This window comes from Sphaerobacter thermophilus DSM 20745, assembly GCF_000024985.1.
GTDB classification, from domain to species: Bacteria; Chloroflexota; Chloroflexia; order Thermomicrobiales; family Thermomicrobiaceae; genus Sphaerobacter; species Sphaerobacter thermophilus.
Map to the genome: position 1 here is coordinate 2,009,318 of NC_013523.1, position 24,350 is coordinate 2,033,667.

The 24,350-nt window shown below is 68.6% G+C and carries 22 protein-coding genes; 8 read left to right on the forward strand and 14 right to left on the reverse strand.

What is annotated here, in order from left to right; genetic code table 11:
* The first annotated feature begins 99 nt into the window (after positions 1–99).
* Entirely contained in the window at positions 100–711 is a 612-nt protein-coding gene (locus tag STHE_RS09225; protein ID WP_012872304.1) for a superoxide dismutase, read from the forward strand.
* A gap of 125 nt (positions 712–836) precedes the next feature.
* Here STHE_RS09225 and STHE_RS09230 read toward each other — a convergent pair whose 3' ends face one another.
* From STHE_RS09230 to STHE_RS09250, 5 genes are all read right to left on the reverse strand, one after another.
* Positions 837–1,601 (reverse strand): dual OB domain-containing protein, encoded by a 765-nt coding sequence (locus tag STHE_RS09230; RefSeq protein WP_012872305.1) that lies wholly within the window; start codon positions 1,599–1,601, stop codon positions 837–839.
* 68 nt (positions 1,602–1,669) lie between these two features.
* A complete protein-coding gene (locus tag STHE_RS09235) occupies positions 1,670–2,125 on the reverse strand; it encodes a DUF488 domain-containing protein (protein WP_012872306.1) in 456 nt (151 codons plus the stop codon).
* Complete coding sequence (locus tag STHE_RS09240; RefSeq protein WP_012872307.1) at positions 2,122–2,616, reverse strand: DUF488 domain-containing protein; 495 nt, start codon at positions 2,614–2,616, stop codon at positions 2,122–2,124. The genes STHE_RS09235 and STHE_RS09240 overlap by 4 nt, the downstream gene beginning before the upstream one ends.
* A 174-nt stretch (positions 2,617–2,790) precedes the next feature.
* Complete coding sequence (ftsH, locus tag STHE_RS09245; RefSeq protein ID WP_012872308.1) at positions 2,791–4,260, reverse strand: ATP-dependent zinc metalloprotease FtsH; 1,470 nt, start codon at positions 4,258–4,260, stop codon at positions 2,791–2,793.
* Positions 4,261–4,670: 410 nt separating this feature from the next.
* Positions 4,671–6,215: a gluconokinase gene (locus STHE_RS09250; protein WP_012872309.1), complete on the reverse strand. Its 1,545-nt coding sequence runs from the start codon at positions 6,213–6,215 to the stop codon at positions 4,671–4,673.
* 98 nt (positions 6,216–6,313) lie between these two features.
* Here STHE_RS09250 and STHE_RS09255 point away from each other — a divergent pair, with 98 nt between their 5' ends.
* Complete coding sequence (locus STHE_RS09255) at positions 6,314–7,714, forward strand: amidase (RefSeq protein ID WP_012872310.1); 1,401 nt, start codon at positions 6,314–6,316, stop codon at positions 7,712–7,714.
* Positions 7,715–7,814: 100 nt separating this feature from the next.
* On the opposite strand, the gene STHE_RS09260 is transcribed toward STHE_RS09255, so the two are convergent.
* Positions 7,815–8,507 (reverse strand): sulfite exporter TauE/SafE family protein, encoded by a 693-nt coding sequence (locus STHE_RS09260; protein WP_012872311.1) that lies wholly within the window; start codon positions 8,505–8,507, stop codon positions 7,815–7,817.
* Between the two features lie 84 nt (positions 8,508–8,591).
* Positions 8,592–9,839: an MFS transporter gene (locus STHE_RS09265; RefSeq protein ID WP_169308187.1), complete on the reverse strand. Its 1,248-nt coding sequence runs from the start codon at positions 9,837–9,839 to the stop codon at positions 8,592–8,594.
* A gap of 303 nt (positions 9,840–10,142) precedes the next feature.
* Here STHE_RS09265 and STHE_RS09270 point away from each other — a divergent pair, with 303 nt between their 5' ends.
* From STHE_RS09270 to STHE_RS09280, 3 genes are read left to right on the forward strand one after another with little or no spacing between them, the layout of a single operon-like run.
* Complete coding sequence (locus STHE_RS09270) at positions 10,143–10,358, forward strand: hypothetical protein (protein WP_012872313.1); 216 nt, start codon at positions 10,143–10,145, stop codon at positions 10,356–10,358.
* Entirely contained in the window at positions 10,355–10,837 is a 483-nt protein-coding gene (locus tag STHE_RS09275) for a cytochrome c oxidase subunit II (protein ID WP_012872314.1), read from the forward strand. Before STHE_RS09270 ends, STHE_RS09275 begins: the two co-directional genes overlap by 4 nt.
* Positions 10,837–12,501: a cbb3-type cytochrome c oxidase subunit I gene (locus STHE_RS09280; protein ID WP_012872315.1), complete on the forward strand. Its 1,665-nt coding sequence runs from the start codon at positions 10,837–10,839 to the stop codon at positions 12,499–12,501. Before STHE_RS09275 ends, STHE_RS09280 begins: the two co-directional genes overlap by 1 nt.
* Before the next feature lie 104 nt (positions 12,502–12,605).
* Here STHE_RS09280 and STHE_RS09285 read toward each other — a convergent pair whose 3' ends face one another.
* A complete protein-coding gene (locus STHE_RS09285; protein WP_012872316.1) occupies positions 12,606–13,721 on the reverse strand; it encodes a hypothetical protein in 1,116 nt (371 codons plus the stop codon).
* A gap of 602 nt (positions 13,722–14,323) precedes the next feature.
* Entirely contained in the window at positions 14,324–15,607 is a 1,284-nt protein-coding gene (locus STHE_RS09290; RefSeq protein ID WP_012872317.1) for a glucose-1-phosphate adenylyltransferase, read from the reverse strand.
* Positions 15,608–15,803: 196 nt separating this feature from the next.
* Here STHE_RS09290 and accD point away from each other — a divergent pair, with 196 nt between their 5' ends.
* Together accD and STHE_RS09300 are read left to right on the forward strand one after the other, a co-directional pair.
* Positions 15,804–16,724, forward strand: a complete 921-nt coding sequence (accD, locus tag STHE_RS09295) for an acetyl-CoA carboxylase, carboxyltransferase subunit beta (protein ID WP_012872318.1) — start codon at positions 15,804–15,806, stop codon at positions 16,722–16,724.
* A complete protein-coding gene (locus tag STHE_RS09300; protein WP_012872319.1) occupies positions 16,717–17,601 on the forward strand; it encodes an acetyl-CoA carboxylase carboxyltransferase subunit alpha in 885 nt (294 codons plus the stop codon). The genes accD and STHE_RS09300 overlap by 8 nt, the downstream gene beginning before the upstream one ends.
* A 52-nt stretch (positions 17,602–17,653) precedes the next feature.
* Here STHE_RS09300 and STHE_RS09305 read toward each other — a convergent pair whose 3' ends face one another.
* From STHE_RS09305 to STHE_RS09320, 4 genes are all read right to left on the reverse strand, one after another.
* Entirely contained in the window at positions 17,654–18,652 is a 999-nt protein-coding gene (locus tag STHE_RS09305; protein WP_012872320.1) for a ring-cleaving dioxygenase, read from the reverse strand.
* Positions 18,649–19,317, reverse strand: coding sequence for an alpha/beta hydrolase (locus STHE_RS09310; protein ID WP_012872321.1), 669 nt, complete (start codon positions 19,315–19,317; stop codon positions 18,649–18,651). Before STHE_RS09310 ends, STHE_RS09305 begins: the two co-directional genes overlap by 4 nt.
* Before the next feature lie 150 nt (positions 19,318–19,467).
* Complete coding sequence (locus tag STHE_RS09315) at positions 19,468–19,983, reverse strand: Hsp20/alpha crystallin family protein (protein WP_012872322.1); 516 nt, start codon at positions 19,981–19,983, stop codon at positions 19,468–19,470.
* 125 nt (positions 19,984–20,108) lie between these two features.
* On the reverse strand, positions 20,109–21,251 hold the full coding sequence (locus tag STHE_RS09320) for a site-2 protease family protein (RefSeq protein ID WP_012872323.1): 1,143 nt from the start codon (positions 21,249–21,251) through the stop codon (positions 20,109–20,111).
* A 435-nt stretch (positions 21,252–21,686) separates the two neighbouring features.
* Between STHE_RS09320 and rpoN the strand changes: the two genes are divergently transcribed.
* Positions 21,687–23,105 carry an RNA polymerase factor sigma-54 gene (gene rpoN / locus STHE_RS09325; RefSeq protein ID WP_012872324.1) on the forward strand — a complete coding sequence of 473 codons (1,419 nt, stop codon included), beginning with the start codon at positions 21,687–21,689 and terminating at the stop codon, positions 23,103–23,105.
* A 106-nt stretch (positions 23,106–23,211) separates the two neighbouring features.
* Here rpoN and STHE_RS09330 read toward each other — a convergent pair whose 3' ends face one another.
* A complete protein-coding gene (locus tag STHE_RS09330; protein WP_012872325.1) occupies positions 23,212–24,258 on the reverse strand; it encodes a uroporphyrinogen decarboxylase/cobalamine-independent methonine synthase family protein in 1,047 nt (348 codons plus the stop codon).
* Between the last annotated feature and the right edge of the window lie 92 nt (positions 24,259–24,350).

Sequence of the window (24,350 nt, forward strand, 5' to 3'; positions counted from 1 at the left end):
TTCTGAACCATCTTGTGTGATAATGGGAGGTGCGACGGTTCCGGGCACCAAGGCGCTCGGCCCGCATGGCTGATCGATCGTTACCAAGGAGGGAAGGTTATGGCCTACCAGGCGATCGAGTTGCCCTACGCGTACAACGCGCTGGAGCCGCATATCGACGAAGCGACCATGCGCTACCACCACGACAACCACTACATGACCTATGTCAACAACTACAACAACGCCATCAAGGGCCACTCCAACCTGCAGAACATGAGCGCCGAGGATGTTCTGCGCAACATCAACCAGGTGCCGGAGGACATCCGCACTGCCGTCCGCAACAACGGGGGCGGTGCGGTCAACCACACCATGTTCTGGGAGATCATGGGCCCGAACAAGGGTGGCGAGCCGACCGGTGAGCTTGCGGACGCCATCAAGCAGGCGTTCGGTGACTTCGCCTCCTTCAAGGACGAGTTCACCAAGGCAGCCCTCGGGCGCTTCGGCAGCGGCTGGGCCTGGCTGGTATGGCGCAACGGCAAGCTCGAGGTCATGAGCACGGCGAACCAGGACAGCCCCTTGATGGACGGCCTCTACCCGATCATGGGCCTGGACGTCTGGGAGCATGCCTACTACCTCAAGTACCAGTACCGCCGCCCGGCCTACGTCGAGGCCTGGTGGAACGTGGTCAACTGGGACGAGGTCGCCAAGCGCTTCGCCACCGCCCGCAGCTAGCCGTACGACGGCGCCCGCACCGCGGGAGGGCACCCACGCCCTCCCGCTGGTCTTTGTGGAGGGCGGCGGCCGCAGCCGCCGCTGTGGTACGCGCCGCCGTCGCGCAGGCAGGCCGGCTCGGGCACTCAGACCTCGCCGCTCAACGCCGCGTAGTAGTCGGCCCATCGCGCGTCGAGATAGCTTGGAAACGTGTAGACACCGGTTACTATCAAGTAGCAGCGGTGTCCCGCCCCAGCCTGAGGCTCGAACGGGCGACTCAGGCCGATCCGCAGGAAGATCTCCTCCGCGTCGTTCAGCCGCTCTCGCACGTGAATCGCGGCGCGATCGCGGCGCCCGTTGCTCCGCTCCCAGGTTCGGCGGCAGTGCTCGCGAAACGCCAGATCGGTCACGCGCAGGCGATAGCTGGTTCCGGCCGCGTCATCGAAGCGGAGCGTGAACTGGTCGCGGTCACGGACCTCATCCCGGCTGAGATCGAGCCAGGTGATCCTGAGCACACGCACCGTACCGAGCGAGGCATGCCCTTCTCCCGGACGGACATAGCGCCCGTCGACGACCTCAGTGCCAAAGAGATCGGTGACGGCATCGCGGCACACCCGCCGGAGGAAGGCTCGCGCTTCAGCCTCGGGCAGGCGGCGAACGATACGTACCCTACCGAGCCCATCGATGCGGCGATCTTCGGTGTGCGGCGGAGAGGGCGTCGCCTCCAGGAGGTCGATCTCGATCTCCGTCAGCGGTTCGACAAGGGTCCCCGACTCGTCGCGAAGGTACGCCCAAGGGATCCCACCGCCTGCCGGCAGCACCGGTCGCGTGGCCTGCTGTCCCACGTAACCGGCGATGCACACGCCAGAATCCATCCATGCCACGTCGGTAACGACAAGCCGCTCGCGCATAGACCTCCCCTCCCACGACAGCGGGCAATCCGGTGGCGAGCGGCGACGTGGGGTCGGCGCCGCTCTGCTTATAGATGCACGATGCGCAGTTCAGGCCACGCGCGCTGGAGGTACTCCGCCACGAGCCGGCGGTGACAGTGCTCAGCCTTCCGCTCGCTGCAGAGCAGGCAGCACGGCTGCTCGGTGAAGAACGTCCGGTCCAGCTGCTCGATCACCCGGCGCTCGTCGAGCAGCGCCAGGAAGCGCGGCTCGTAGGCCGCCCACCCGCCGCCACCGGGCTTCATCATCTCGCGGAGCTCAGGCGTCGGCGCCAGGAATTCCAGGTGGTGATACTCCGCGCCGACGATCTCGCGGAGGAAGTAGGCCAGGTCATCGCGCTTGGTGAAGCCCGCCAACTGGGAGGTGTTGTTGGCGCGCACATCGATCAGGCGGGACACGCCGTGCCGGCGCAGCGTCTCGAAGAACGATTCGGCGCTCCGCTGAGTAAACCCGATGGTGTAGAGCGGTATCGTCTCTGTCGTCATCCGAACAGCCTCGCCTGCACAGCCAACGGTCGGGCCGGCTCAATGCGACCGTCGCCGCGAATGTGCAGCACGGTGAAACCCCGACTGAGTAGGGTCTGCGCGATCAGCTTGTGCCGGTGGCACTGGTTCGGGTCCTCTTCGCTGCACATGATAGCGGTGCGCGCCGCGCAGGCGTAGTCGATCAAGCGATCGATGCCGGTTACATAGAACGCCTGGCGCGCGATCCTCTGGTAATCGACGTGCCCCAGGTCGTCATAGCACGCCGGATCAGCAGGACGCCCGCCGAGGTACTCGCCGGCGAAGACGTAGCGGATACCGGCCCGGGAGAGCGTGTCCCGCAGCGCCTCGCGGTTGAACTGTGGGGAGTACCGGCTGTACGGCGCGCTGCGAACATCGATGAGCACCGCGATCTGATGCTGGTCGAGCAGCGCGATCAGGTCCGCTGCGGGCTGATTGCTGTGCCCAATGGTGTAGATCGTGTGCGTGCTCATCCATCACTCCGGTTGCGTAGCTCAGATTATACGTCGTCGCGCTGCGGCAGCAAGGCGACCCAGGCGACGGAGACTGGCGCAGCCAGCGGCGCTCCTGCGGGACCCGGCCAAAGACCGGCCCCTCCCCCAACTTCGGGGAAGGGGCCGGGATCAGGATCACCGCGCGAGAACGCCTCAGTTCATCGCCGGCCGCGCCGGGCGCGGCCCGAGGATGGCCGCCAGCCGCGCCTCGTCCAGCGTCTCCTCTGCCAGCAGGGCGGCCACGAGGGCATCCAGGAGGTGCGCCGCGTTCGCGATGGTCCGGCTGGCCAGTTCCAGCGCCTCGCTCACCAGCGCCGAGACTTCCTCGTCGATGGCCCGGCTCGTCTCGTCCGACACGGGGCCGTTCGCGTCGAAGGCGCGCCCGCGGAGGCTCTTCCCCATACCGTAGGTGGTTACCATGGCCTGCGCCAGCGCGCTCGCCTGGCTCAGGTCGCCGGACGATCCGGTCGTCACCTCGCCGTAGCGGTACTCCTCCGCGGCGTAACCGCCGAGCAGGACGGCCAGCCGGTCGAGGAACTGACCGCGCGTCCAAAGGCGCCGGTCCTCGTCGGGCGCCAGAACCGTCGCGCCCCCCATCTGACCCCGCCCGAGGATAGTCACCCGCCGGGGTGCGTCGGCCGAGGCGAGCTGGTGCGCCACCAGCGCGTGGCCCGCCTCGTGGACGGCGATCGTCTCCCGCTCGCGGGCACTGAGGGCCCGGCTGCGCCGGCTCGGCCCGGCGATGACGCGGTCCACCGCCTCCTCCAGGTCGGCCTGGGTGATCTCATCGCCGCCGCGGCGGAGCGCCAGCAGTGCGGCCTCGTTCAAGGTGTTCTCCAGGTCGGCGCCCGAGAGGCCCACGGTCCGCGCGGCCAGGGCGTCCAGGTCGACATCGGGCGCGAGCGGCTTGTCCTGCGCGTGGACCCGGAGAATCGCCGCCCGCTCGGCCCGGTCAGGCAGCGACAGTTCCACGCGGCGGTCGAACCGGCCCGGCCGCAGCAGCGCGGGGTCGAGGATGTCGCTCCGGTTGGTGGCGGCGATCACAACGACCGCCTGTCGCGGGTGGAAGCCGTCGAGCTCCACCAGGACTTGATTCAGCGTCTGCTCGTACTCCTGATGGCTCTGGCTGTCGCCCCGGCGGCGGCCGATGGCGTCGATCTCGTCAATGAAGACGATGGCGGGCGATGCCTTGCGCGCAGCGGCAAACAGATCCCGGACGCGTTTCGCGCCGACGCCGACGTACACTTCGACGAACTGCGAGGCCGACATCGCGAAGAATGGCACGCCGGCTTCCCCGGCCACGGCGCGCGCCAGCAGCGTCTTACCGGTGCCTGGCGGCCCGGCCAGGAGCACCCCACGCGGCATCCGTGCGCCCATGCGTCGGAAGCGCTCAGGATCGCGGAGGAAGGTCACGATCTCAGCGAGTTCCTCCTTGGCCTCGATCAGGCCCGCCACGTCGCTGAACGTCGTCTCCGGCCGCTCGACCGCGGTGACGGAGTCGCTGCGGCCCCGTCCGAGCGTCCGCTGCTGCCAGACAGCCAACCCGACAGCCACTGAGAGCGACCCCAGAGCCAACAAGCTCTGCTGCAGCGAGCCGCCGGGGCGCACCGGTCGCGGATTCACACGTGGTCTCCTCTCCTCAACACACCCCTCCGCATGAGCGCACGGGAAGGCACAGGTGCGCGCGATTGGGACGGCAGGGTCACGCTTGCGCGCCCACCGGCTGACACGATGCCCGTTGTGGCTGCGATGGGTCCCAGGCGCTCGGCGCGGTGCCTCAGAGCTTAGTCGCCGTTGGCGGTCGGTGACAAGCGGTCAGCGGTGATTGGGACCTCTCGCCCACGCGGAAGTCAAAGCTTGTTGCAACGATGTCCGGGTCGCGGAGGCGCAGGCCGGCCGCGTCTCCTCCCCGGCGGATAGCCTACCGAATATGGTTAACGAGTCGCAAGGTGTCCGGGCTCGTATCCACGGTCCGCGGATGGAGCAGCGCATCTCGCTACCGAAAACGGCTGGAGGGACGCCGTCTCCTCACCTCATCCGGCATCGGCGATGAGGCGGCGGTAGAGGGCTTCCTGGCGCGCAATTGCGGCCTGGTAGGTCTGGTGCCGACGCGGGTCTGGATCGTACCGGGCGGCCGCGGGGATCGGCCCGGCCGCGATCCGATCCAGCAGGTCCGGCTGCCCACCGGCCTCCCGCGGCAGGCGCGCCAGGGCCATGAGCGCCGCACCGGTCAGCGACGCTTCCGGCGCCGCCCCGGCCAGCAGCGGCCGGCCCAGCACGTCGCTCAGGATCTGGAGCCAGATCGGGTTCCGCAGCAACGCGCTGCCGCTGGCGATGATCGTCCGCTCCCCCGGTGCCGCGGCATCGAGCAGCCGCGCCACCAGCGCGACGCGGTAGGCGACCGCCTCCATGGCCGCGCGCAGAATGGCGACCGGGCTGGTGTCGAGCGTCATGCCGGCCAGCGCACCGCGGGCGTGCGGCGCCCAGCCGGGACTGCGCTCACCGGCCAGGAGCGGGAGCCAGGTAAGGCCGTGGCTGTCGGGCGGCATCGCCGCAAGCGCCGCGTCCAGTTCCGGTGGGTCGGGAAGACGGAACCGCGTGCACACCCAATCGTAGAGGTTGCCGCCCTCGCTCAGCGCACCGCCCAGCAGCACGTGCCGCGCGTCGAGCCGGTAGAGCCACAGGCCCGGCGGGGGTGGCACCGGATCGCCGGCCCACAGGAGACGCAGCGCTCCGGTCGTGCCGATCGTCACCGCCAGCCGCCCGCGGCCAATCGCCCCCGACCCCAGGTTTGAGCAGGCACCATCGCCCAGGGCAGGGAACCAGGCGGCATGCGCCAGCGCCGGCCACCGTGCCGCGAACGCCGGGCGCAGTCCCACCATCGGCTCGTCGCCGATCGGCGAGAGATCGTCGGGGGCGATCCCGGCTGCGTCGAGCGCCGTCGGATCCCACGTCAGTCGGGTCTGATCGAACAGCCCGGTACCGGACGCCATCGAGATCGAGCAGGTCGCATCGCCGAACAGGGTCAGAAAGAGGTACTCGCCAAAGGAGAGCCAGCGGTGCACCCCGGCTGTGACGTCGGGCATCGCCCGCTGCAACCAGACCAGTTTGGAAAGGGGGTAGCTCGAGTGAACGACCGTGCCGGTGCGGCGGTGGTGACCCTCGGCGTCGAGCGTCTCGCGCAGGTGTGCTGCGGCCGTGGCGGCGCGGGTATCGGCCCAGGTATAGACCGGCGTCCGTGCATGACCGTCCCGGTCCACGCCCATCAGGCTGTGCCAGAAGGTGGAGACCCCGACCGCCTGCACCGCGGCATCCGGAGCCGCCGGGAGCGCGTCGTCGATGGTCTCCGCCACCGCATCCACGAGCCGGTCCGGGTCGAGGGACGCCCCGCCGTCGGGCGTCGTCTCCAGGCGGTAGGGTACCTGGTGGAGCGTCCCGCCGAGGCGACGGCCGCGGCCATCGAACAGCGCCGCCCGGGTCGACGACGAGCCGACATCGAGCGCCAGCACCAACGGCGGCTCGGCTTGCGCCACGTCGATCTCACCCGGTCCCGCCGCCCAGTTGATCACGCCGCCCATCCTGGCCCGCTCCGCACCCGGCGCGGCCGCCCAACGCCGGTGCTACAATCGCCCTGCTGGTCTCCTCCGCGGTCCGTGCCATCTCGAGAGGATACACGATGACGAGCGGCGATCTGTGCCTGTCCGATCTCACCGCCTCCGAACTGGCGCACGCGGTGCGCGCCGGCCGGGTGACCCCGGCTGCCGTGGTCGAGCACTTTCTGCAGCGCATCGAGGTCATTGACCCTCGCCTCGGGGCATTCGAGGTCGTCCGGCGCGAGCGGGCACTCGCCGAGGCGAAAGCGCTCAGCGCCAGGGACGACCTGGATCGCCTCCCGCTGGCGGGTATACCGGTCGCGATCAAGGACAACACGGACGTCGCGGGTGAGCCGAGCCGCTGGGGGACACCACTGATCCCGGCCGAGCCGCGACCCGCCGACGACGAAGTGGTCCGCCGCCTGCGCGCGGCCGGCGCCATCGTGCTTGGGAAGACACGCGTACCGGAGTTGAGCGCCTGGGGCACGGCCGACGGCCCGTTCGGCGCCTGCCGCAACCCATGGGATCTGTCGCGGACCGCCGGCGGGTCATCGGGCGGGAGTGCCGCCGCCGTCGCCGCCGGGATGGCGCCGCTCGCGCTCGGGAGCGACGGGCTCGGATCGATCCGCATCCCAGCCGCCGCCTGCGGCGTGGTCGGCGTCAAACCCGGTACCGGCGTCGTGCCGGCCGGCATCGGGGTGAGCAGTTGGCTCGGCATGGCGGAGCACGGGCCGATCGCAACGACCGTCGAGGACGCGGCGCTGATGCTATCCGTCCTCGCCGACCGCCCGGACCTGGCCACCGTCGCGCCGCCGGACCGGCGGCTGCGGGTCGCCGTCTCGACCCGCGCGCCGATGGCGGGCGTGTGGGTCGATCGAGAGTTCGCCGCCGCGACGGAGGAGGTGGGGCAGATCCTGGCGCGCGCCGGGCACGATGTCGTCCCTGCCGACCCGCCCTACACCCTCGGGGTCGCGCTCGATGTCGTCGCGTTCTGGTGCGCTGCCGTATCGGAGGAGGCCGAGCGGGTCGATGCCAGCCGGCTCTCGGCCCGCACGCGCCGCCACGCGAGTGCCGGCCGACTCCTGCGCCGCCTCGGCCGGGTACGCCAGGAGGCACGCGACCGGTGGCGGGCGCGGCTCGCCCCATTCTTCAACGCGTTCGACCTGCTCCTCACGCCGGGCCTGGCGCGCCTGCCGATCGCAGCCGATGGCTGGGGAGAGCGCTCGTGGCTCGCCAACGTGTACAGCAACGCCAGCTACGCCCCGTTCCCCGCCGCATGGAACTTCGCAGGCTACCCGGCCGCGACCATCCCGGCGGGGCTCCATTCCCGCGCCCTGCCGCTAAGTGTGCAGCTCGTCGCCCCACCCGGCGGCGAGGCGCTCATCCTCTCGGCCGCCCGCCTCATCGAGGAGGCCCGCCCCTGGCCGCGCCACGCACCGATCGCCATGGCACAGCAGAAGATGCTGGCAACCCAGCCACGCTAGCGCGGCCCCAGAGAGCGGCGGCATCGTGCCACGACCCCGTGCGTCGCTCCCCTCTCCCAACGTTGGGAGAGGGTCGGGGGTGAGGGTCGCTCCCTGGTTATCACGCTCCGATCAGTGCGATGAACCCGGAGACGGCGATGACGCTGAGCGCGACGGCGCGGAAGATCCGCTCCGGCAGGCGACGCGCCAGCCGCACACCGAGGAAGTTGCCGAGCAGCGCGGTCGGCAGCCAGAGGGCGCCCGTGGGGAAGAGTGACGCCAGCTCCACCGCACCCCGGTTGTGCAGCAGCACGAGCGTCATCCCATTCGACAGGATGAAGAAGAACGCGAGGTCGGCCAGGAAGCTCATGGGAGCAGCCCGCTCGCGCGTCATCAGCAGCGCCGGTGGGACGCCGTTGAGCGAGGTCGTGGCCCCGAGGAAGCCTGCCGCCACCCCTGCCAGCAGCGGCGCGCCTGTCCGTGAGGGGATCGGCGCTCCACCCCGTGCCAGCCCGATCGCCGCCAGGATAACGACGAGCCCGGCCGCTCGTCGGATGAAGGCGGGGTCGAGACGGGTCAGGGCGACCGTTCCGAGCACCAGTCCAGGCAGGCTACCCAGGGTGAGCAGCCAGACACGGCGCGGGGTCAGGTGGGCACGCAGGTGCACCGCGACAGAGATGCGGGTCAGCAGGCCCAGGGAGAGGTTCATCGCCACGACGAAGGGCAGGGAGAAACCGCCGGCCAGCAGCAACGGGGTGCTCACCAGGGAAAACCCGAACCCGGTGGCACCCGACAGGAACCCTGCCATCAGCATCACCAGCGCGCCGAACCCGACCAGCAGCAGGCTCTCGTCGGCGATGGCCCTCCCCCCTCCCCACGTGGTGACCGCCGGCCGCTCTCAGTCGCCATCGCCGAGCTGGACCGCAGGCGCAGCCGCGCGCCGGGTCCCGCCCATGCGGTCGAAGAGCAGTCCGCCGAGGCCGCCGACGATCAGGACGCCGATTAGTGCCGGCCAGAGCAACAGCGGGGAACTCGACCCGAGGATGGCGCCGCTCCCCCAGGAGGCGACGCCCCAGGCCAGCCCCCAGGTGACGCTACTCCCCGCCAGGTAGCGCCCGCGCAGACGCTCCGGCGCCAGCTCCACCACCAGCACACCGGTGGTCGGCATAAAGAGCATTTCGCCCACGGTGTAGATGATGATCGCGGCGAAGGGGAGCAGGCTCAGCCACGGGCTGGCGCCGATCATGGCGTAGGCCACGATCCAGAAGAGGGCAGCCACGGCAAAGGTCGTCCCGCGCCCCCAGCTACCGATCCGCGCCGCCACCGGGATCTGCAGCGCGACAACGATGACCGTGTTGATGGCGAAGAGGAGCCCGATGACGGCCTCACTCACGCCGGCCTCCTTGCGCAGGAAGGGCGGCGCGCTGACCTGGAGCTGGGTGAACGCGGCGAGCAGAATGAACATGACAACCTGGCTGAAGATGTATCGACGGTCGGCCAACACCTCGCGCCAGCTCCCGGCGTTGGCCGACCCGGCCCGTGGGCTCGGCGCGGCGGTGCCCGGTCGGCGCACGAGCGTCACGATCATCAGCGCCGCCAGCGCGATCCCCGCCCCGCTCGACAGGTAGAGCACCCGGTACTGGTCCAGCGTGCCCCCGGCGACGATCAGCCCGCCCAGCAGCCCCCCGGCACCGATGCCGAGCGCGTTGGCCACCCGCAGCAGCGCGAACATCTCGCCCATCTGGTCCATCGACACCATGGAGGTCGCGAAGGTGTCCGACGCGGGCCAGTAGAGCTGGCTGGCACAGCCGTGCAGCACCATGACGAGGAAGAAGAGCGAGGGCGTGGTCGCCAGCGGGAAGCTCGCCGTCATCACCGCCACCCCGACGATGGTGGCAATCAGGACCAGCCGCGCCCCGAGCCGGTCGATCAGGCCGGCGACCGCGAGCGTAAAGACGACGCCGACGACGGCGTTCACGAAGATCCCGGCGCCGACCATCCCCTCACCCAGGCCGACGATCTGGCCGAAGAAGATGACCAGGAACGGCATGGTCATGCCGCGAGCGGTGAAGAGGATGAAGTTGGCCGCAGCAAGGAGCCAGAGCGAGCGCGGAAAGCGCTGCAACGTGCCTCGGACCCGTTCCATCGCTCGCTCGTACATGCCCTCCCCCACCTGATCGGAGACACAACCGGCGGCCCCTATCATGCCCGAAGCAGCGCCACCTCGCCATCGTCCGCCGCCGAGTACTCGACCCCCTCATTTCCCCGACACGGTAAGCAGAACGTGCATCGCTGGCACGATTCTGGCGGTCGGAGCGGCCGTAAGGGAGAGATCGGCCGATCCATCAGTTTGCCTCGTTGGGCGTTACCACACGGGGGCTTTCCGGTACCCACAGTGTGCGGCATGGCGGGGAGTGCTCCGGGCACCCGCCGGGGAAGGGAGCAACCCATGTCCGACCAACCACCGAACCGCCCCGATGCCGAACAACACCAGGAAGCTCGTGAGCGTTCCTACGCCGGGCCCTACGAGACGGGACCGCTCGGTGAGCCGATCGACGAGCCCATTCCGCGGGGAACGCTCATCCTGTTTGGCCTGTTCCTCGTCGTGCTCGTCGTGCTCTGGCTCTTCGCCTACCTGGCCGTGTGGAACCGGGGTGTCGCATGATCAACCGCAAGACACTGCTCGAGCTCGGCTGGATCCTCCCGAGCATCGCGATCCCGGTGGGCATGCTGGTGGCCGTGATCGTCAGTGCCTTCGGCATGATGATCCACGTGCCCGCCGACGCCGGGACCATCCAGCCGGCGGCCATCGATAGCACTCCGCCTTTCGACCAGCCGGGAGAACTCCGGCAGGTCGGCCCCAATGAGTATGAGATCGCCCTCGTCGCCCAGATCTGGGTGTTCAACCCGCGCGAGATCCGCGTACCGGCCAACTCGAGGGTGACATTCATCGCCACCAGCCGCGATGTCATCCACGGCCTCCACATCGAGGGAACCAACGTCAACGTGATGCTCATCCCGGGCCGCATCACGCGGCAGACGGCGGTTTTCCGGGAGCCTGGGGAGTACCGCTTCGTCTGCCATGAGTACTGCGGCTCAGGCCATCATCTGATGTTCGGCAGCGTCATCGTGGAGGAGACGTGATGGCAACCGTGAGTGCCGAAGTCACCCCGGAGGTCCGCACGATCCATCGCCTGACGGCCGCATTCATCGCGGTGGCCATCGTCGCGCTGGCGATCGCCAACGTGCCAGCCCTCTTCCAGGCGTTCGATCGCGCCGGGATCAACCTGTACCCCTATGCCCGCCCGGTGATCCGCACGTACTACCAGGGGCTGACCATCCACGGGGTGATGAACGTCCTGGTCTGGACGATCTTCTTCCTGAGTCGTTTTTTCTCCTTCGTCACGGTCTACGCGCTGGGCAGGCCGCTGGCCTCGATGCGCCTCGGCTGGGCTGCGTTCTGGATCATGCTGGCCGGGCTCGTGATGGCGCTTATCCCCATCTTTGCCAACACGGCCACGGTCCTCTACACCTTCTACCCGCCGCTGAAGGCCTCGCCTCTCTTCTACATCGGGCTCACCCTGATCGTCGTCGGCACCTGGCTCATCGGCTGGAATATCCTGCAAACCTGGCGCGGCTGGCGGCGCGATAACCCGGGCGAGCGCACGCCCCTCGCCGTGTTCGGTACGCTGGCCACCTACGCCCTCTGGACCATCGCGAGCGTCGGCCTGGCAATCGAGATGCTGTTCCTCTTGATCCCCTGGTCGTTCGGCATCATCGACACGGTCGACCCGCTGCTCGCCCGGACCCTCTTCTGGTTCACCGGACACCCGATCGTCTACTTCTGGCTTCTGCCCGCCTACGTCTCCTGGTACACGATGGTGCCGCGACTGGCAGGCGGGCACCTCTTCAGCGAGCCGATGGCGCGGATCGCGTTCCTGCTCTTCGTGCTCTACTCCATCCCGGTCGGCCTGCACCACCAGTTCAGCGACCCGGGTCTCGGGGGTGGCATCAAGCTGGTCCATACCTTCATGACCTTCGCCGTCTTCTTCCCGAGCCTGCTGACCTACTTCAACATCAGCGCCTCGATCGAAACGGCGGCCCGCCTGAATGGAGGGACCGGGTGGATCAGGTGGGTCCGCAACCTGCCCTGGGGTAACCCGGCCTTCACCGGCCAGGTGATGGGCATGTTCCTGTTCGTCCCGGGCGGGATCGGCGGCCTGACGAATGCCTCCTATAACGTCAACCAGGCCGTGCACAACACGACCTGGGTCGTGGGCCACTTCCACCTGACCGTCGGCGGGGCCGTCACGCTGACCTTCATGGCGACCACCTACTGGCTCATCCCCTACCTGACCGGTCGGGCCCTCTGGGGCCGTCGCCTGGCGGTCGCCCAGCCGATCATCTTCTTCGTCGGCATGACCATCTGGTCCGAAACCATGCACCGGCTCGGGCTCGAGTACATGCCCCGGCGCACGTTCCTCTCCCAGGCCCCGTACGCCCAGGGCGAGTGGGACCTGGAGCGGATCCTGCTCCTCATCGGCGGCCCCACCATGTTCGTGGCCGGCGTCCTCTACTTCGTGATCATCATCATGACGCTGGTCGCCTCGCGCCAGCCGGCGCGGGTCCAGGTGCCGCTGCCGCGGCCGGGTGAGGAAGGCAGCCACGAGCGCGTGCCGAAGCTGCTTGATAGCTGGCGGCCGTGGCTGATCGGCTCCGCCGTGCTGATCGCCATCGCCTACCTGCCGGTCTTCACCCACCTGCTTCGCAACGTCTCCTCCGTGCCCGGTTTCGCCGGAATCTGGTGACGCTCACCCCGAGAGTACGGAACCGCCCGGCCCCCACGGGGACTCGGGCGGTTCTCTTTCTGCCGCTCAGATAATCCGGTACGACCGCGCGTCGCGACCCGGCGCTAGCGCACGTCCAGATCCTCCCACAGCACCTCAGCGACCCGGAAGGGATCGCTCGACACGACGCTCGCCGCGTAGAGCTCCATCGCGCCAAAGTCGGACGTGCGATTCAGCGGGTCGCCTCGGTCCACCAGCCGGACCACCACCGGCATTCCGCTCCAGTCCTCGTTGGTGTCCACCAGCGGCGGCATCCAGATGACCAGGTTGAAGGAGACGACGTTGAGCCGTTCAACCAGGCAGCGCAGCGCCTGATAGGCCACGCGCGCGAGGTTATCGTCGACCGCCTTGGCGGTCAGGACGACCTCCTTCTCCTTCAGCGGGACCAGGTTCGCCATGACGCGCACCGAGCCCACCTCGGACGCCAGCCCGAGGGACTGGTGAGCCAGGAACAGGTCGTCGAAGTACTCCGTGCCGTACTCCTCGCGGTACACCAGGGTCGCCCGCCGGGTGCTCTCGACTTTGCCGTAGTGCGCCCCGCGGGTCAGACTGACCTGGGCGTGGCCGTGGGGGATCGATGCCCCACTCTTCCAGAGGCAGTTCCACATGAAGAAGGGATAGACCGCGCTCGGGTCGATCTGATGCGCGGCTTCGAACCAGCGCCGGGCTACGCGCACCGCGTCGACCACCAGCGCCTCGGTGAAGGCCAGCGGGTCGTGCTCGTCGAAGATGACCACGCCGTGGAGACCGTCGTACTTGGCGATGTTGCTCGCGGTGATGGTGTGCTCGCCCCGGATGCGGCCGAACGGGTCGGCCGGCGTGTTCAGCTCCGGCTCGCAGAACGGGTCGGGCGCCGTCTTGGCGATCTCATCGGCCAGCTCGGCCGGGATACGCGCTTCCAGCGGCCGGCGCGCGCGGATGTCGTTGAAGAGCGTCTCCTCCAGCGTCAGCCGGTTGGTGACCTTCACCACCTTCTGGCGCAGGACCGCCTCGACCGAGCCGAAGTACCGCTCGATCCAGCGGTACATATGCTCCGGCGGGTCGAGTTCACCCACGGTCGACACCACCCGGAAGAGGCGGTCAAACCGCTCGCGCTCCGCCTCGGGCAACGCGGCGACGATGTTCACCAGGTCGACAATACCGCGCTGCGCCAGCACGGGCCCCTCGGACTTTGCCTCCATACGGTGTTCTCGCTTCCACAATCTCGTCACGCGGGCGACCGGAGCCGGTTCGCAATCCCTGCAAGCCGACCGGACGGGAGACGGAACCGGGGAACGTGACGCCCCTGCCGGCCCCTTCGTGCCCGATCCACCCCAACCGCGTGAACCGCGTGCTACTCACTGCACATTGGCCGCAACAGTCGCGGTTCTCAGAACGGCCGGGTGCTCCGATATCGCACCGCAATCGTCTGGCCAAGCCGGGTCTGATTATTCTAACGAACGGGTACGGTCCCGGTACGGCGCGAGGCGCCACGCTCGGCGACGACATCGTCCCCTCTCCCCGCTTGCGAAGCGCGCAACTTTGGCGCGGACGTCTGCCGACCGGGACGCCCCCATCCCCCAACTATAGCAGGATGGCTCATGACAAGCCGAGGCCAGCGCACACCCGGCATCAACCTGCCGTTATCGCTGCTCCGACGATTCCGTCCCCACCGGCCCATAACGGCCAGGCCAAACGGGGCAACGACGGTGCCGGGGGTTCACCCCCAGGCCCTCACCACGGCGCAAGGATCTTCACATCACCGTCCTGACCCCGCGACGGCGGTGCGATCGGAGCACGCGCCTCACGACCAGAACGCCGCGACGCGGGGGTCGATCGTGTCGCCGCTGGGGATATCGTTCGACGGGAAGTCGGCCTCGGTCACGTCCGTGCCGATCAGCACGTTGCGCCCGACCCGGACGTTGGGCGGCACGATTGCGTTCCGGCCGACGATGGTGATCCCGGTGTTGACCCGCTTCGGTTCCAGCCAGTTCGGCGTGTAGTCGTCGCCGTAGCCGAGGTAGGCGCCGGCCCCGACCCGGACCTCTTTGTCGATGATGCAGCGGTCGATGACCGCGCCCGGCCCGATCACCGCGTCGGTCATGATGATGGAGTCGCGCACGACTGCCCCCTCGTGCACCACCACGCCGGGCGAGAGGATCGAGTGCTCCACATGGCCGCGGATGATGATGGCGCCGTGGGAGATGAGCGAGCGCGACACGACCGACCCGTCCATGATCTTGGCCGGCGGCCGCTCCTCGCTGCGGGTATGGATACGCCAGTTCGGGTCGTAGAGGTTCAAGGCCGGGACGTCCTCCAGGAGCGCCATGTTCGCCTCCCAGTAGGACTGGATTGTCCCGACATCCTGCCAGTAGCCCTCGAAGCGGTAGGCATAGGCCCGGCCGTGATGGATCAGGTAGGGAATGAAGTGGTGCCCGAAGTCGGTCATCTCCTCGGCGTAGGTTGGGCTGCGGAACAGGTCGAGCAGGACATCCCGCTTGAAGACGTAGATGCCCATCGAGGCCAGGTTGCTCCGCGGCTGCTCGGGCTTCTCCACGAAGTCGATGATCCGGCCCTCGTCGTCGGTCGTCATCAGCCCGAAGCGGGAGGCGTCCTCCCACGGCACGGGTTGGACCGCCACGGTCACGTCAGCATCGAGGCGGCGGTGCTGCGCCACCATCGGGCGGTAGTCCATGGCGTAGATATGGTCGCCGGAGAGGATCAGCACGTCCGTGTACGGCTTGCGCGTGATGAAGAAGAGGTTGTGGTAGATGGCATCAGCCGTACCCCGGTACCAGCCGGACTGCGAACGGCCCAGGTAGGGCTGGAGGATGACGATGCCGCCGTTGCGCTCGCGGTCAAGGTCCCACGGACGGCCGTGGCCGATGTGCTCGTTGAGCGAGTGGGGCCGGTACTGGGTGAGGACGGCGACATCGAAGTAGCCGGAGTTGACGCAGTTGCTGAGCGCGAAGTCGATGATGCGGTACTTCCCGGCGAAGGGGACGGCCGGCTTGGCGCGCTGGCGGGAGAGGATGCTCAGGCGCTCACCCTGACCGCCTGCGAGGATCATCACGGCAACGTCCACCATGGCCCGCTCCTCTACCCCAGGTGATGCCGGCGCGCGTCCCCGCCCTCCGTCAGGCACCTTCACTGTAGTGCGCAAGCGGCATGCCGGTCAAGCAACATCGGGCAGCCCGCACCTCGGGCCCGGCGTTGCATGTGCTATACTCCACCGGATCGCAAACGGCGCGCCGCCCACCGTCGCGCCAAACCGGGGGGAAGTCATGCGGGAACTGTTCCGCCGACAACCGCGCTTCACGTCTGAACCACAGAGCGAGGACAGCCCGGTCGTACCCGATGACCTCTGGGTCAAGTGCCCACGCTGCCGCGAGTTGACCTACTCGCGCGAGTTCGAGCGCGAACTGCGGGTTTGCCCACGCTGCAACCACCACTTCCGCCTCACCGCCGCGCAGCGGATCGCGATGCTGACCGACCCGGGCAGCTTCGTGGAGTGGGACGCCGGGCTCGAAGCGGCCGACCCGCTCGGGTTCGCCGCCGGCGGCGAGTCCTACCCCGACAAAGTAGCGACGGCCAAGCGTAAGAGCGGTACGCGCGAGGCGCTGGTCACCGGGTCCGCCCGGCTGGACGGTCGCCCGCTCGCGCTGGCGGTCGCGGAATTCGGCTTCATGGGCGCCAGCATGGGCTCCGTCTTCGGGGAGAAGCTGGTGCGGGCGATCGAGCGGGCCATCGAGCAGGAGCTGCCGCTGGTCACGGTCTCGTCGTCCGGCGGTGCGCGCATGCAGGAGAGTCCCTTCTCACTGATGCAGATGGCGAAGACCACAGCGGCGCTGGCGCGGCTGGGCGAAGCCCGGCTGCCCCACATCGCGGTGCTGGTGGACCCGTGCTACGGCGGGGTCACGGCCAGCTACACGACGGTGGCCGACGTCATCATCGCGGAGCCGGGCGCCATGATCGGCTTCGCCGGCCCTCGTGTCATCGAGCAGATCACCCGGCAGAAGCTCCCCGAGGGCTTCCAGACCGCCGAGTTCCTGCTGGAGCACGGCATGATCGATCTGATCGCCCCGCGGCGCAGCCTGCGCGCGAAGATCGCGACCTTGCTCGACCACTACGCATTGGCCCGCCAGCGGCCAGCCCGCCGGCCTGCCGTCGCGGCCGCCTCGGCGCAGGAGGCGCCCGATGCCTGAGACCCTCTCTGCCTGGGAGCGCGTGCTCCTGGCCCGTAACCCGGCACGCCCGCATACGCAGGACTACGTGGCGGACCTGATCTCCGGGTTCGTGGAACTGCACGGCGACCGGCGCTTCGGTGATGATCCGGCCCTGCTCGGCGGTATCGGCACCTTCCGCGGCCGGGCGGTCGTCGTCGTCGGCCACCGCAAGGGGGCCAACACCCAGGAGAACCTGGCGCACAACTTCGGCATGCCGCGGCCTGAGGGCTACCGCAAGGCGCTGCGGCTGATGCAGCACGCCGAGAAGTTCGGCATGCCGCTCATCGCCTTCGTCGACACGCCGGGCGCCGAACCGGGAATCGGCTCGGAGGAGCGCGGCCAGGCCGTCGCCATCGCCGAGAACCTGCTGGCGCTTGCCTCCCTGCGCGTCCCGACGCTGGCCGTCGTGATCGGCGAAGGGGGGAGCGGCGGCGCGCTCGCCATCAGCGTGGCCGACCGCATCTTGATGCTGGAGAACGCGATCTATGCCGTCGCGTCTCCCGAGGCCTGCGCGACGATCCTCTGGAAGGACGTGAGCAAGGCTCCCGAGGCGGCCGCGACCATGCGCGTCACCGCCGCCGACCTGTACGGCTTCGGCATCGTCGATGAGGTGATCCCCGAGCCGGCCCCCGCCCACGAGCAGCCGACCCAGACCATCCAGCGCGTGGGCGACGCTCTGGAACGCCACCTTGCCGAGCTGGAGGCGCTGGTGCACGACGGAGACGCCGGCATCGACGCGCTGCTCGCGGCCCGCTACCAGAAGTACCGGAGGATCGGCCGCTGGGTCGAGGAGACCGACCCGACCCGCCACCCCAACGGACCGATCCCGTCCCACGCTGCCGACCAAGCCCGCTAAGCGACGACGCTCAGCCTGCGCCAACCTCGTCCGACCAGGAGCGCCGGCTGGGCTAGTCCCCCGCGCTCAGTGGGGCAAAGGTCACCGGCCGGATCGGCTTGAGCCCCGCTTCGATCTCCGCGCGGTGCGGCTCGAGGAACGGCGGCAGCGCCAGCCGCTCGCCGAGGTGCTCCGGGTCTTCGTCGGTAGCGAAACCGGGGCCGTCGGTCGCGATCTCGAAGAGCACCCCGCCCGGCTCACGGAAGTAGATCGACTTGAAGTAGTAGCGGTCGATGACCGGCGTGACGCCAATGCCGATCTGCGCGAGCCGCCGCTGCCAGGCGGCATGCTCCTCATCGTTCGGGGTGCGGAAGGCCACGTGGTGCACCCCACCGGCGCCGGAACGCGGGCGGAAGGGAAGATCCGGCCGCACGACGACGCGCACCAGAGCGCCGGGACCACCAGGGCCGGTCTCGTAGGTCACGCTCTGGAACTCGCCGTTGCGATCGGCGGCGACCTGCCGGAAGCCGAGTACCTCGGTCAGGATGAAGGCCGTCGGCGCCAGCTCGCGCACGGTCAGCGTCACCTCCGCGAGCCCGCGGATGCCGTATTCGGCCGGTACCGGCGACCGGTCCCACGGGATGCCGGGCTCCACACGCGGAGCCGCCTCGCCCGCCATGTCGTCCATCAGCTCCAGCCGCTGTCCCTCGGGATCCTGGAATGGGAGAACCGTCCGGCCCAGCCGTTCACCGATCTCTCCCCGCTGGACGCCGTAGGCGTCGAGGCGCTGCGCCCACCACTCGATCGCGGCTCGACCCGGCACCCGGAAGCTGGTGTTCGAGATCTGGCCGCTGCCCTCCTGGTGCGCGCCGACCATCTCCCAGTCGAAGAAGGTCATCTCCGTCCCCGGCCGGCCCAACTCGTCGCCGTAGAAGAGGTGGTAGGCCGAGACGTCGTCCTGGTTGACGGTCTTCTTTACCAGCCGGAGCCCGAGAACCTCGGTGTAGAAGGCGACGTTTTCCGATGCGCGGCTTGTGACCGCCGTGACGTGGTGGAGTCCGCCCAGATTCATTGCGTGCTCTCCTCATCGGTCCATAGGGTTGCCAGCCACGCGGCAGCCTCGCGCACGTCAGCCTGCGTCAGCCCGTGGCCGGTGTCCTGCCAGCGGAGCGTGACGCTCGCGCCGCTTTTACGCAGCAGTGCTGCCAGCCACTCGACGTTGTCGTTCGGGATCATGGGATCGAACCGAGCCGCCCCCAGCAGCACGGGTGTGCCCGTAAGATCCGGCAGCGGTTCCGGCTCCAGCGGCACCATCGCACGCCACAAGACCGCTCCTGCCAGCAGACCGGGCCGCAACAGGAGCAGGCTGGCCGCGATGTTGGCGCCGTTCGAGTAGCCCACGGCCACAACGGGACGACCAGCAACACCATGGCGCTCGACGGCCGCCTGGACGAAGTCCGCCAGCGCGTGGGTCCGCTGAATCAGATCCTCGACGTCGAAGACACCGGGCGCCAGCCGGCGGAAGAACCGGGCCGCGCCCTGCTCGCTCACCGTTCCGCGCGGGCTCAGCAGGGGCGCGCCCGGTAGCAGCAACTCACCCAGCGGGAGCAGGTCCGCCTCGTCACCGCCCGTGCCGTGGAGCAGCAGCAGAACCGGACGGCGGGCCGTCTCCCGTCCCGCACGTGGCGCAGGTACGAAGCGATAGCGATGCCCCAGCAGCTCGGCAGATTCCTGCATGCTCACTCCCTGCTCAGCATAGCGGTCTGTTCTCGTCAGAGTACCACGCCTGCGCCGCGCGAGCGACTACCGGCTTGCTCACACAAACACGCCCCCACGCCGAACGCGCACTCTGCGGGCCGGCGTGGGGGCGGATGCAGTCAGGCAACGTCACGATCGAGGGCGTGACTGAGCCTCGATCTGCTGCGCGCCCGTGCCGCTCTGGACGGGGATCCTGCGCGCGCGGGCTTCCTCGGCCTTAGGCAGGCGCAGGGTCAACACCCCATGCTCGAGCGTCGCCTGAGCCTGATCGGCCTTGACGTCGGTCGGCAGCGTGATCGTGCGCTCGAAGCGCCCGTAGCGGCGCTCGCGCACCAGCCAGGTACCGCGATCGCGGCCCTCTCCCGCGCCCTCCGACTGCTCGTACTCCTCACGCGTCTCACCGCTGATCTGGAGCGTGTTGCCGGTGATCTGGATGGAAACGTCCTCGGGCCGCACACCCGGCATGGTCGCCTTTACGATGTACGCATCGTCCGTCTCACGCACATCGAGCGGTATCCCCATCCCCAGGCTGCCCGAGCGCAGCATCGACGTCGCCGGACGCACGAAGCTCTCGCGGAGGAGCTGATCCATCGCCTCGCGGAGCGACATCATCTCGCTCCACGGATCCCATCGGGTGATGCTCATTCCACCATCTCCCTCCCTAGGACAACCGTCGCATCGGGTCGGCGCGCGACGGCACCGGCGCGGGACTGGACACCATGCAAGGTCCGTGCCGATAGCGGAGCGCTGGGTGGCAGAGATCAGGGCGGCTAGCGGCCCATGAGGCCGAGCGCTTCGATGAGCCCGCGGTAGCGATCGCGCGTCCCGAAGCGCTCCTGGAGGTAGCGGTGGACGTGTACCAAGCGGTCCGAGGTGAAGATGCCGCGATAGAGGCCGCCCTCGACGATCGGGATGGCCGTCCTGCCCGTGGCGAGCATGCGGCGGTGGACATCATAGACGGAGCTGTCTACGTCCATGGCGGTGACATCGCGGTCCATCACATCGGCCACGCGGAGGCTGTTGCCCTGGTGGAGGCGCGCCAGGACCTCATCGCGCCAGAGCATCCCGACTACGACGCCTCCCTCGGTCACCGCCAGATCCCGCGGGCCGCCCAGGACCGCATGGCTCAGCGGCGAATCGGGCGAGACACCGCCGGAGTCCCAGACGGCAAACTGCCCCACCGGCAGCGAGCGCAGTGCCGCCTCGACGTAGATCATGCGGGACTCCACGAAGGCCGCCAGCATGATGAAGATCGAAACCAGCGGGAGCGCGACATCACGGGTGTAGAACCCGGCGGCGATCAGTGCCAGCGCAAGGAACTGGCCGAGGAACACCGCCACGCGGGTGGCCAGCACCCGGTTCGAAACCCCCGTGAGCAGCGCGCGGAAGATCCGGCCGCCGTCCATCGGGAAGGCCGGCAGCAGGTTGAAGGCCGCCAGCATCAGGTTGGCGATCCAGAGGTGAATCACGAAGCTCGCGCCGTCGATCCCCTGGATCATGAGGAGAAACCCGTACGCGTCGCGTACGCCACTCGCGAGCGCGACCGCCAGCACCACCGGCAACAAGACGGCGGCGACGATCAGGTTGAGGATCGGTCCTGCGAGGGCGACGGTCGCTTCGCGCCGGGGCGTCATCGGCACCTGCTCGATGCGCGCCACCCCGCCGATGGGCAACAGGGTAATGTCGTGCACCGTCAGACCGTAGCGGAGAGCGACGAAGCTGTGGGCCAGTTCATGACCGACGACGCAGACGAAGATCGCGGTCAGGATGAACACGCCGAAGAGGACACCCAGCAGCCCGTTGTCGGGGGCGATGCCCCAGTAGTAGGTCACCCAGAGCAGCGCGAGGAGGAAGCTTGGGTGCAGCTTGATCTCGATGCCCCGGATCGTGGCGATCCGCAGCCCTCTCCCCACGGTCTTCCACTCCCTAACCGGTACCCTGCGGCTCGGCGCAGCCCTGGGCGCCTCGGTGACACGCGCCACCATGCACGAGCCGATCGGCACGAGCCACGCACGATAATAGCAGGAAGGCGGCTACACTGCACCACCCTGCCTGCCGGGCACTACCTCCTGTGGCACGGTGCCTGCGTAATGTGGAGCAAATAACCCGTCAGGCCGCCCCCAACTACCGGTCCCTCGGTTTGCCCCCGGCACGACCGCGGAGTGCGTTTTTCTCGCAAGATTCTTGCCAAGACTTCCCCCGCCCCCTATACTGGGGACACAGGACGGGCACGCCCTCGTGTCCACCGGCGTCGGTGGTTCGCCGGAGCCCCGCCTAAGAGTTGTACGACCCGGCCGGCCCACCAGACGCACGGTACGGGAGACCTACGAAGGTCAAGGAGGGTATGCATGCCGGGTATGGATGTCTCGATGGATCTCAGCCCCGAAATGCGGGTCTGGATCTCCCCCAGCCTCATCGAGGCCAACTACATCCTCAGCCTCTCACGAATGGAGCTTCAGGAGGTCATCCAGCAGGAGTTGGAGGCCAACCCGGCACTGGAGATGGAGGAGCGGGAGATCTGCCCCGTTTGCGGCGGCGTGATCGAGGGGGGCTACTGCCCTACCTGTCTTATCGACCAGCGGGAGCAGCACCCCGAGGAGCCCTTCGAGGACTACCCGGAACAGCTCTACACCGCGGTCTCGCGGGAGCGCGACGACTCCGACGACTTCGACCCCATGACGCTCGTCGCCTCCGAGCAGACCCTCCAGGAGCAAATCCTCTCCGACGTCGCCACGCTGTGCCAGAATGGGGATCTCAGCGTTGCCGAGTACCTGGTCAACTCCCTGGACGAGCGCGGCTTCATCGATGTCGACCTTGATGACGTTGCCGCCCGCTTCGGCCGCCCGCGGGAGTACGTCGACCGGGTGATCGAGTACATCCAGTCGGTGGCTCCGATCGGCGTCGGGGCACGCGACCTGCGCGAGTGCCTGCTGATCCAACTGCGCTATCTCAAGGACATCGGCGTCGAGGTGCCGCCCTTCGTCGAGCCGATCCTGCGCGACTACCTGGAGCAGTTCGGCGCCCATAAGTTTGGCTTCATCGCCAAAGAGCTGGGGATCACCAACGAGCAGGTCGAGGAAGCGCGCGACTTCATCCGCGCGCACCTCAACCCCTACCCGCTGCAGAGCCAGGAGGCGCGCTACTGGAAGACGCCGCTCCGCTCACCCTACGTCGCGCCTGACGTGGTGGTCAGCCTGCGCGACGGAGATCTGGTGGTCGAGGTCGTGGACACGCGGCATTTCCACCTGCGGATGAACCCGCTCTACGCCCAGATCGCCCGCGAGATCGGCCGCAGCCGCACCCGCGGGGACTACAACGACACCGAGCGCCAGCACGTCCGCGAGTTCGTCAACCGTGCCAAGCTCTTCATCTCCAACATCAACCAGCGCCGGGAGACGCTCTACAAGATCTCGCGGTGCATCGTCGAGCTGCAGGAGGACTTCCTGCGCGGCGGCGTGCGCGAGCTGCGCCCGCTGACCCGGGCCGTCGTCGCTCAGCAGGTTGGGGTACACGAGTCGACCGTGAGCCGGGCCACCGCCAACAAGTTCGTGATGCTCCCCAACCGCAAGGTCATCCCGTTCAGCGACTTCTTCACGCCGTCGCTCAGCGTGAAGGACATCATCAAGGAGATGATCGAGCGCGAGAACCAGCCGCTGACCGACCGTCGCATCTGCGACCTCCTGAGCAAGCAGGGCATCCGTATCGCCCGCCGCACCGTCGCCAAGTACCGCGCCGAGCTGGGCATCCTCCCGAGCACCATGCGGTAGCAGGAAGACCTGAGCCCCCTCTCCCCAGGTCAGGGAGAGGGGGCTCGTCGATGTGTCTGGCACGTGCCTGCCACGCCGGGCATGGCCGGACGTGACAGCCCTGCCCCTACACCACCGACACCACCGGCTCGCTCACCTCGGCATGCAGGCGAAGCAGCGCCGGGATGGACTCCGGCGGGCGGCGCCCCAGACCGCACTCGGTCGCGACGCCGAAGGTGGGGACCACTCGTCGAGCCGCCTCGATGCGGCGCCGGGTTCCCTCAACCCCGTCGGTGTCGTGAACCAGGCCCAGGTACAGCTCGGTCTCCGGGTCGAGCCGCAGATCGCGCAGCGGGGCGAAGTAGGCGTCGTCGCTGCGGTCGACCGGCACCGGCAGGTGGAGCCAGGTGATCGGCCGCTGCACCCCGGCGACGATGCGGTTTGCGAGGTCGGTCAGGAGCCGGGTGTCCTCCGGCTGCTTGAAATGCCTGTGGCCGGCATCGCCGTAGCAGAGGTGGTAACCCAGCTCGACGTCGGCCGGGATGTAGTCGCCGATACGGACCAGCCGCTCGACGATCGCCTCGAGCGGGTTATCGAAGGCGGACGGAAAGGCCTGCTCCAGGATGCCGACTTCGACCGCCACGTCCCACTGGATCGCCAGTTCATCGTGCGGGATCGCTGCGAGGATCTCATCCACCTCGGCCAGCAGGCGTGCCTCGTAGGCCGGCTCGACCGCGGCCTGCGACTCGGGCTGCACATAGGCGGCGACCGACGCCAGGGGCGTGGGCAGCGAGACCTGGAAGCGGACGTGCGCCGGGATCGTCCCGGCCGCCTTGAGCTGCGTGAAGGTCGCGTACGACTCCCGAGCCGCGTCGGCGTAGCCCAGGTTGTCGAAGCGGATCTCCGACGGGTCCACCCCGGCACGGAGTCGAAACTTTGGCGCGGGCACGTAGTCATCCGGGTTCGGCGGGATCACCTCGAGTTGCGGCACCCTGGCCAGCACGTCGTTCTGCCACCCGATCCAGTTGCTGCGCACGCCGGTCTCCCCGTCCGGGATGCGGCGCAGGCGGTCGCCGAGGATCCCGGCGGCAGTCTGGAAAACCTCGGCGGCATCGGCCAACGGGACGCTCCCGACGAGCAGCGCGCCACGCGGGGCCTCGAATTGGTTACTCACGGTCCGCTCCTTCCATACGGTCGTCGGGCGATCCGTACAGCACCCTGCGGGCTGCACGTTCGCCTTCCCACTCCACTGCCGGTGACTGACCT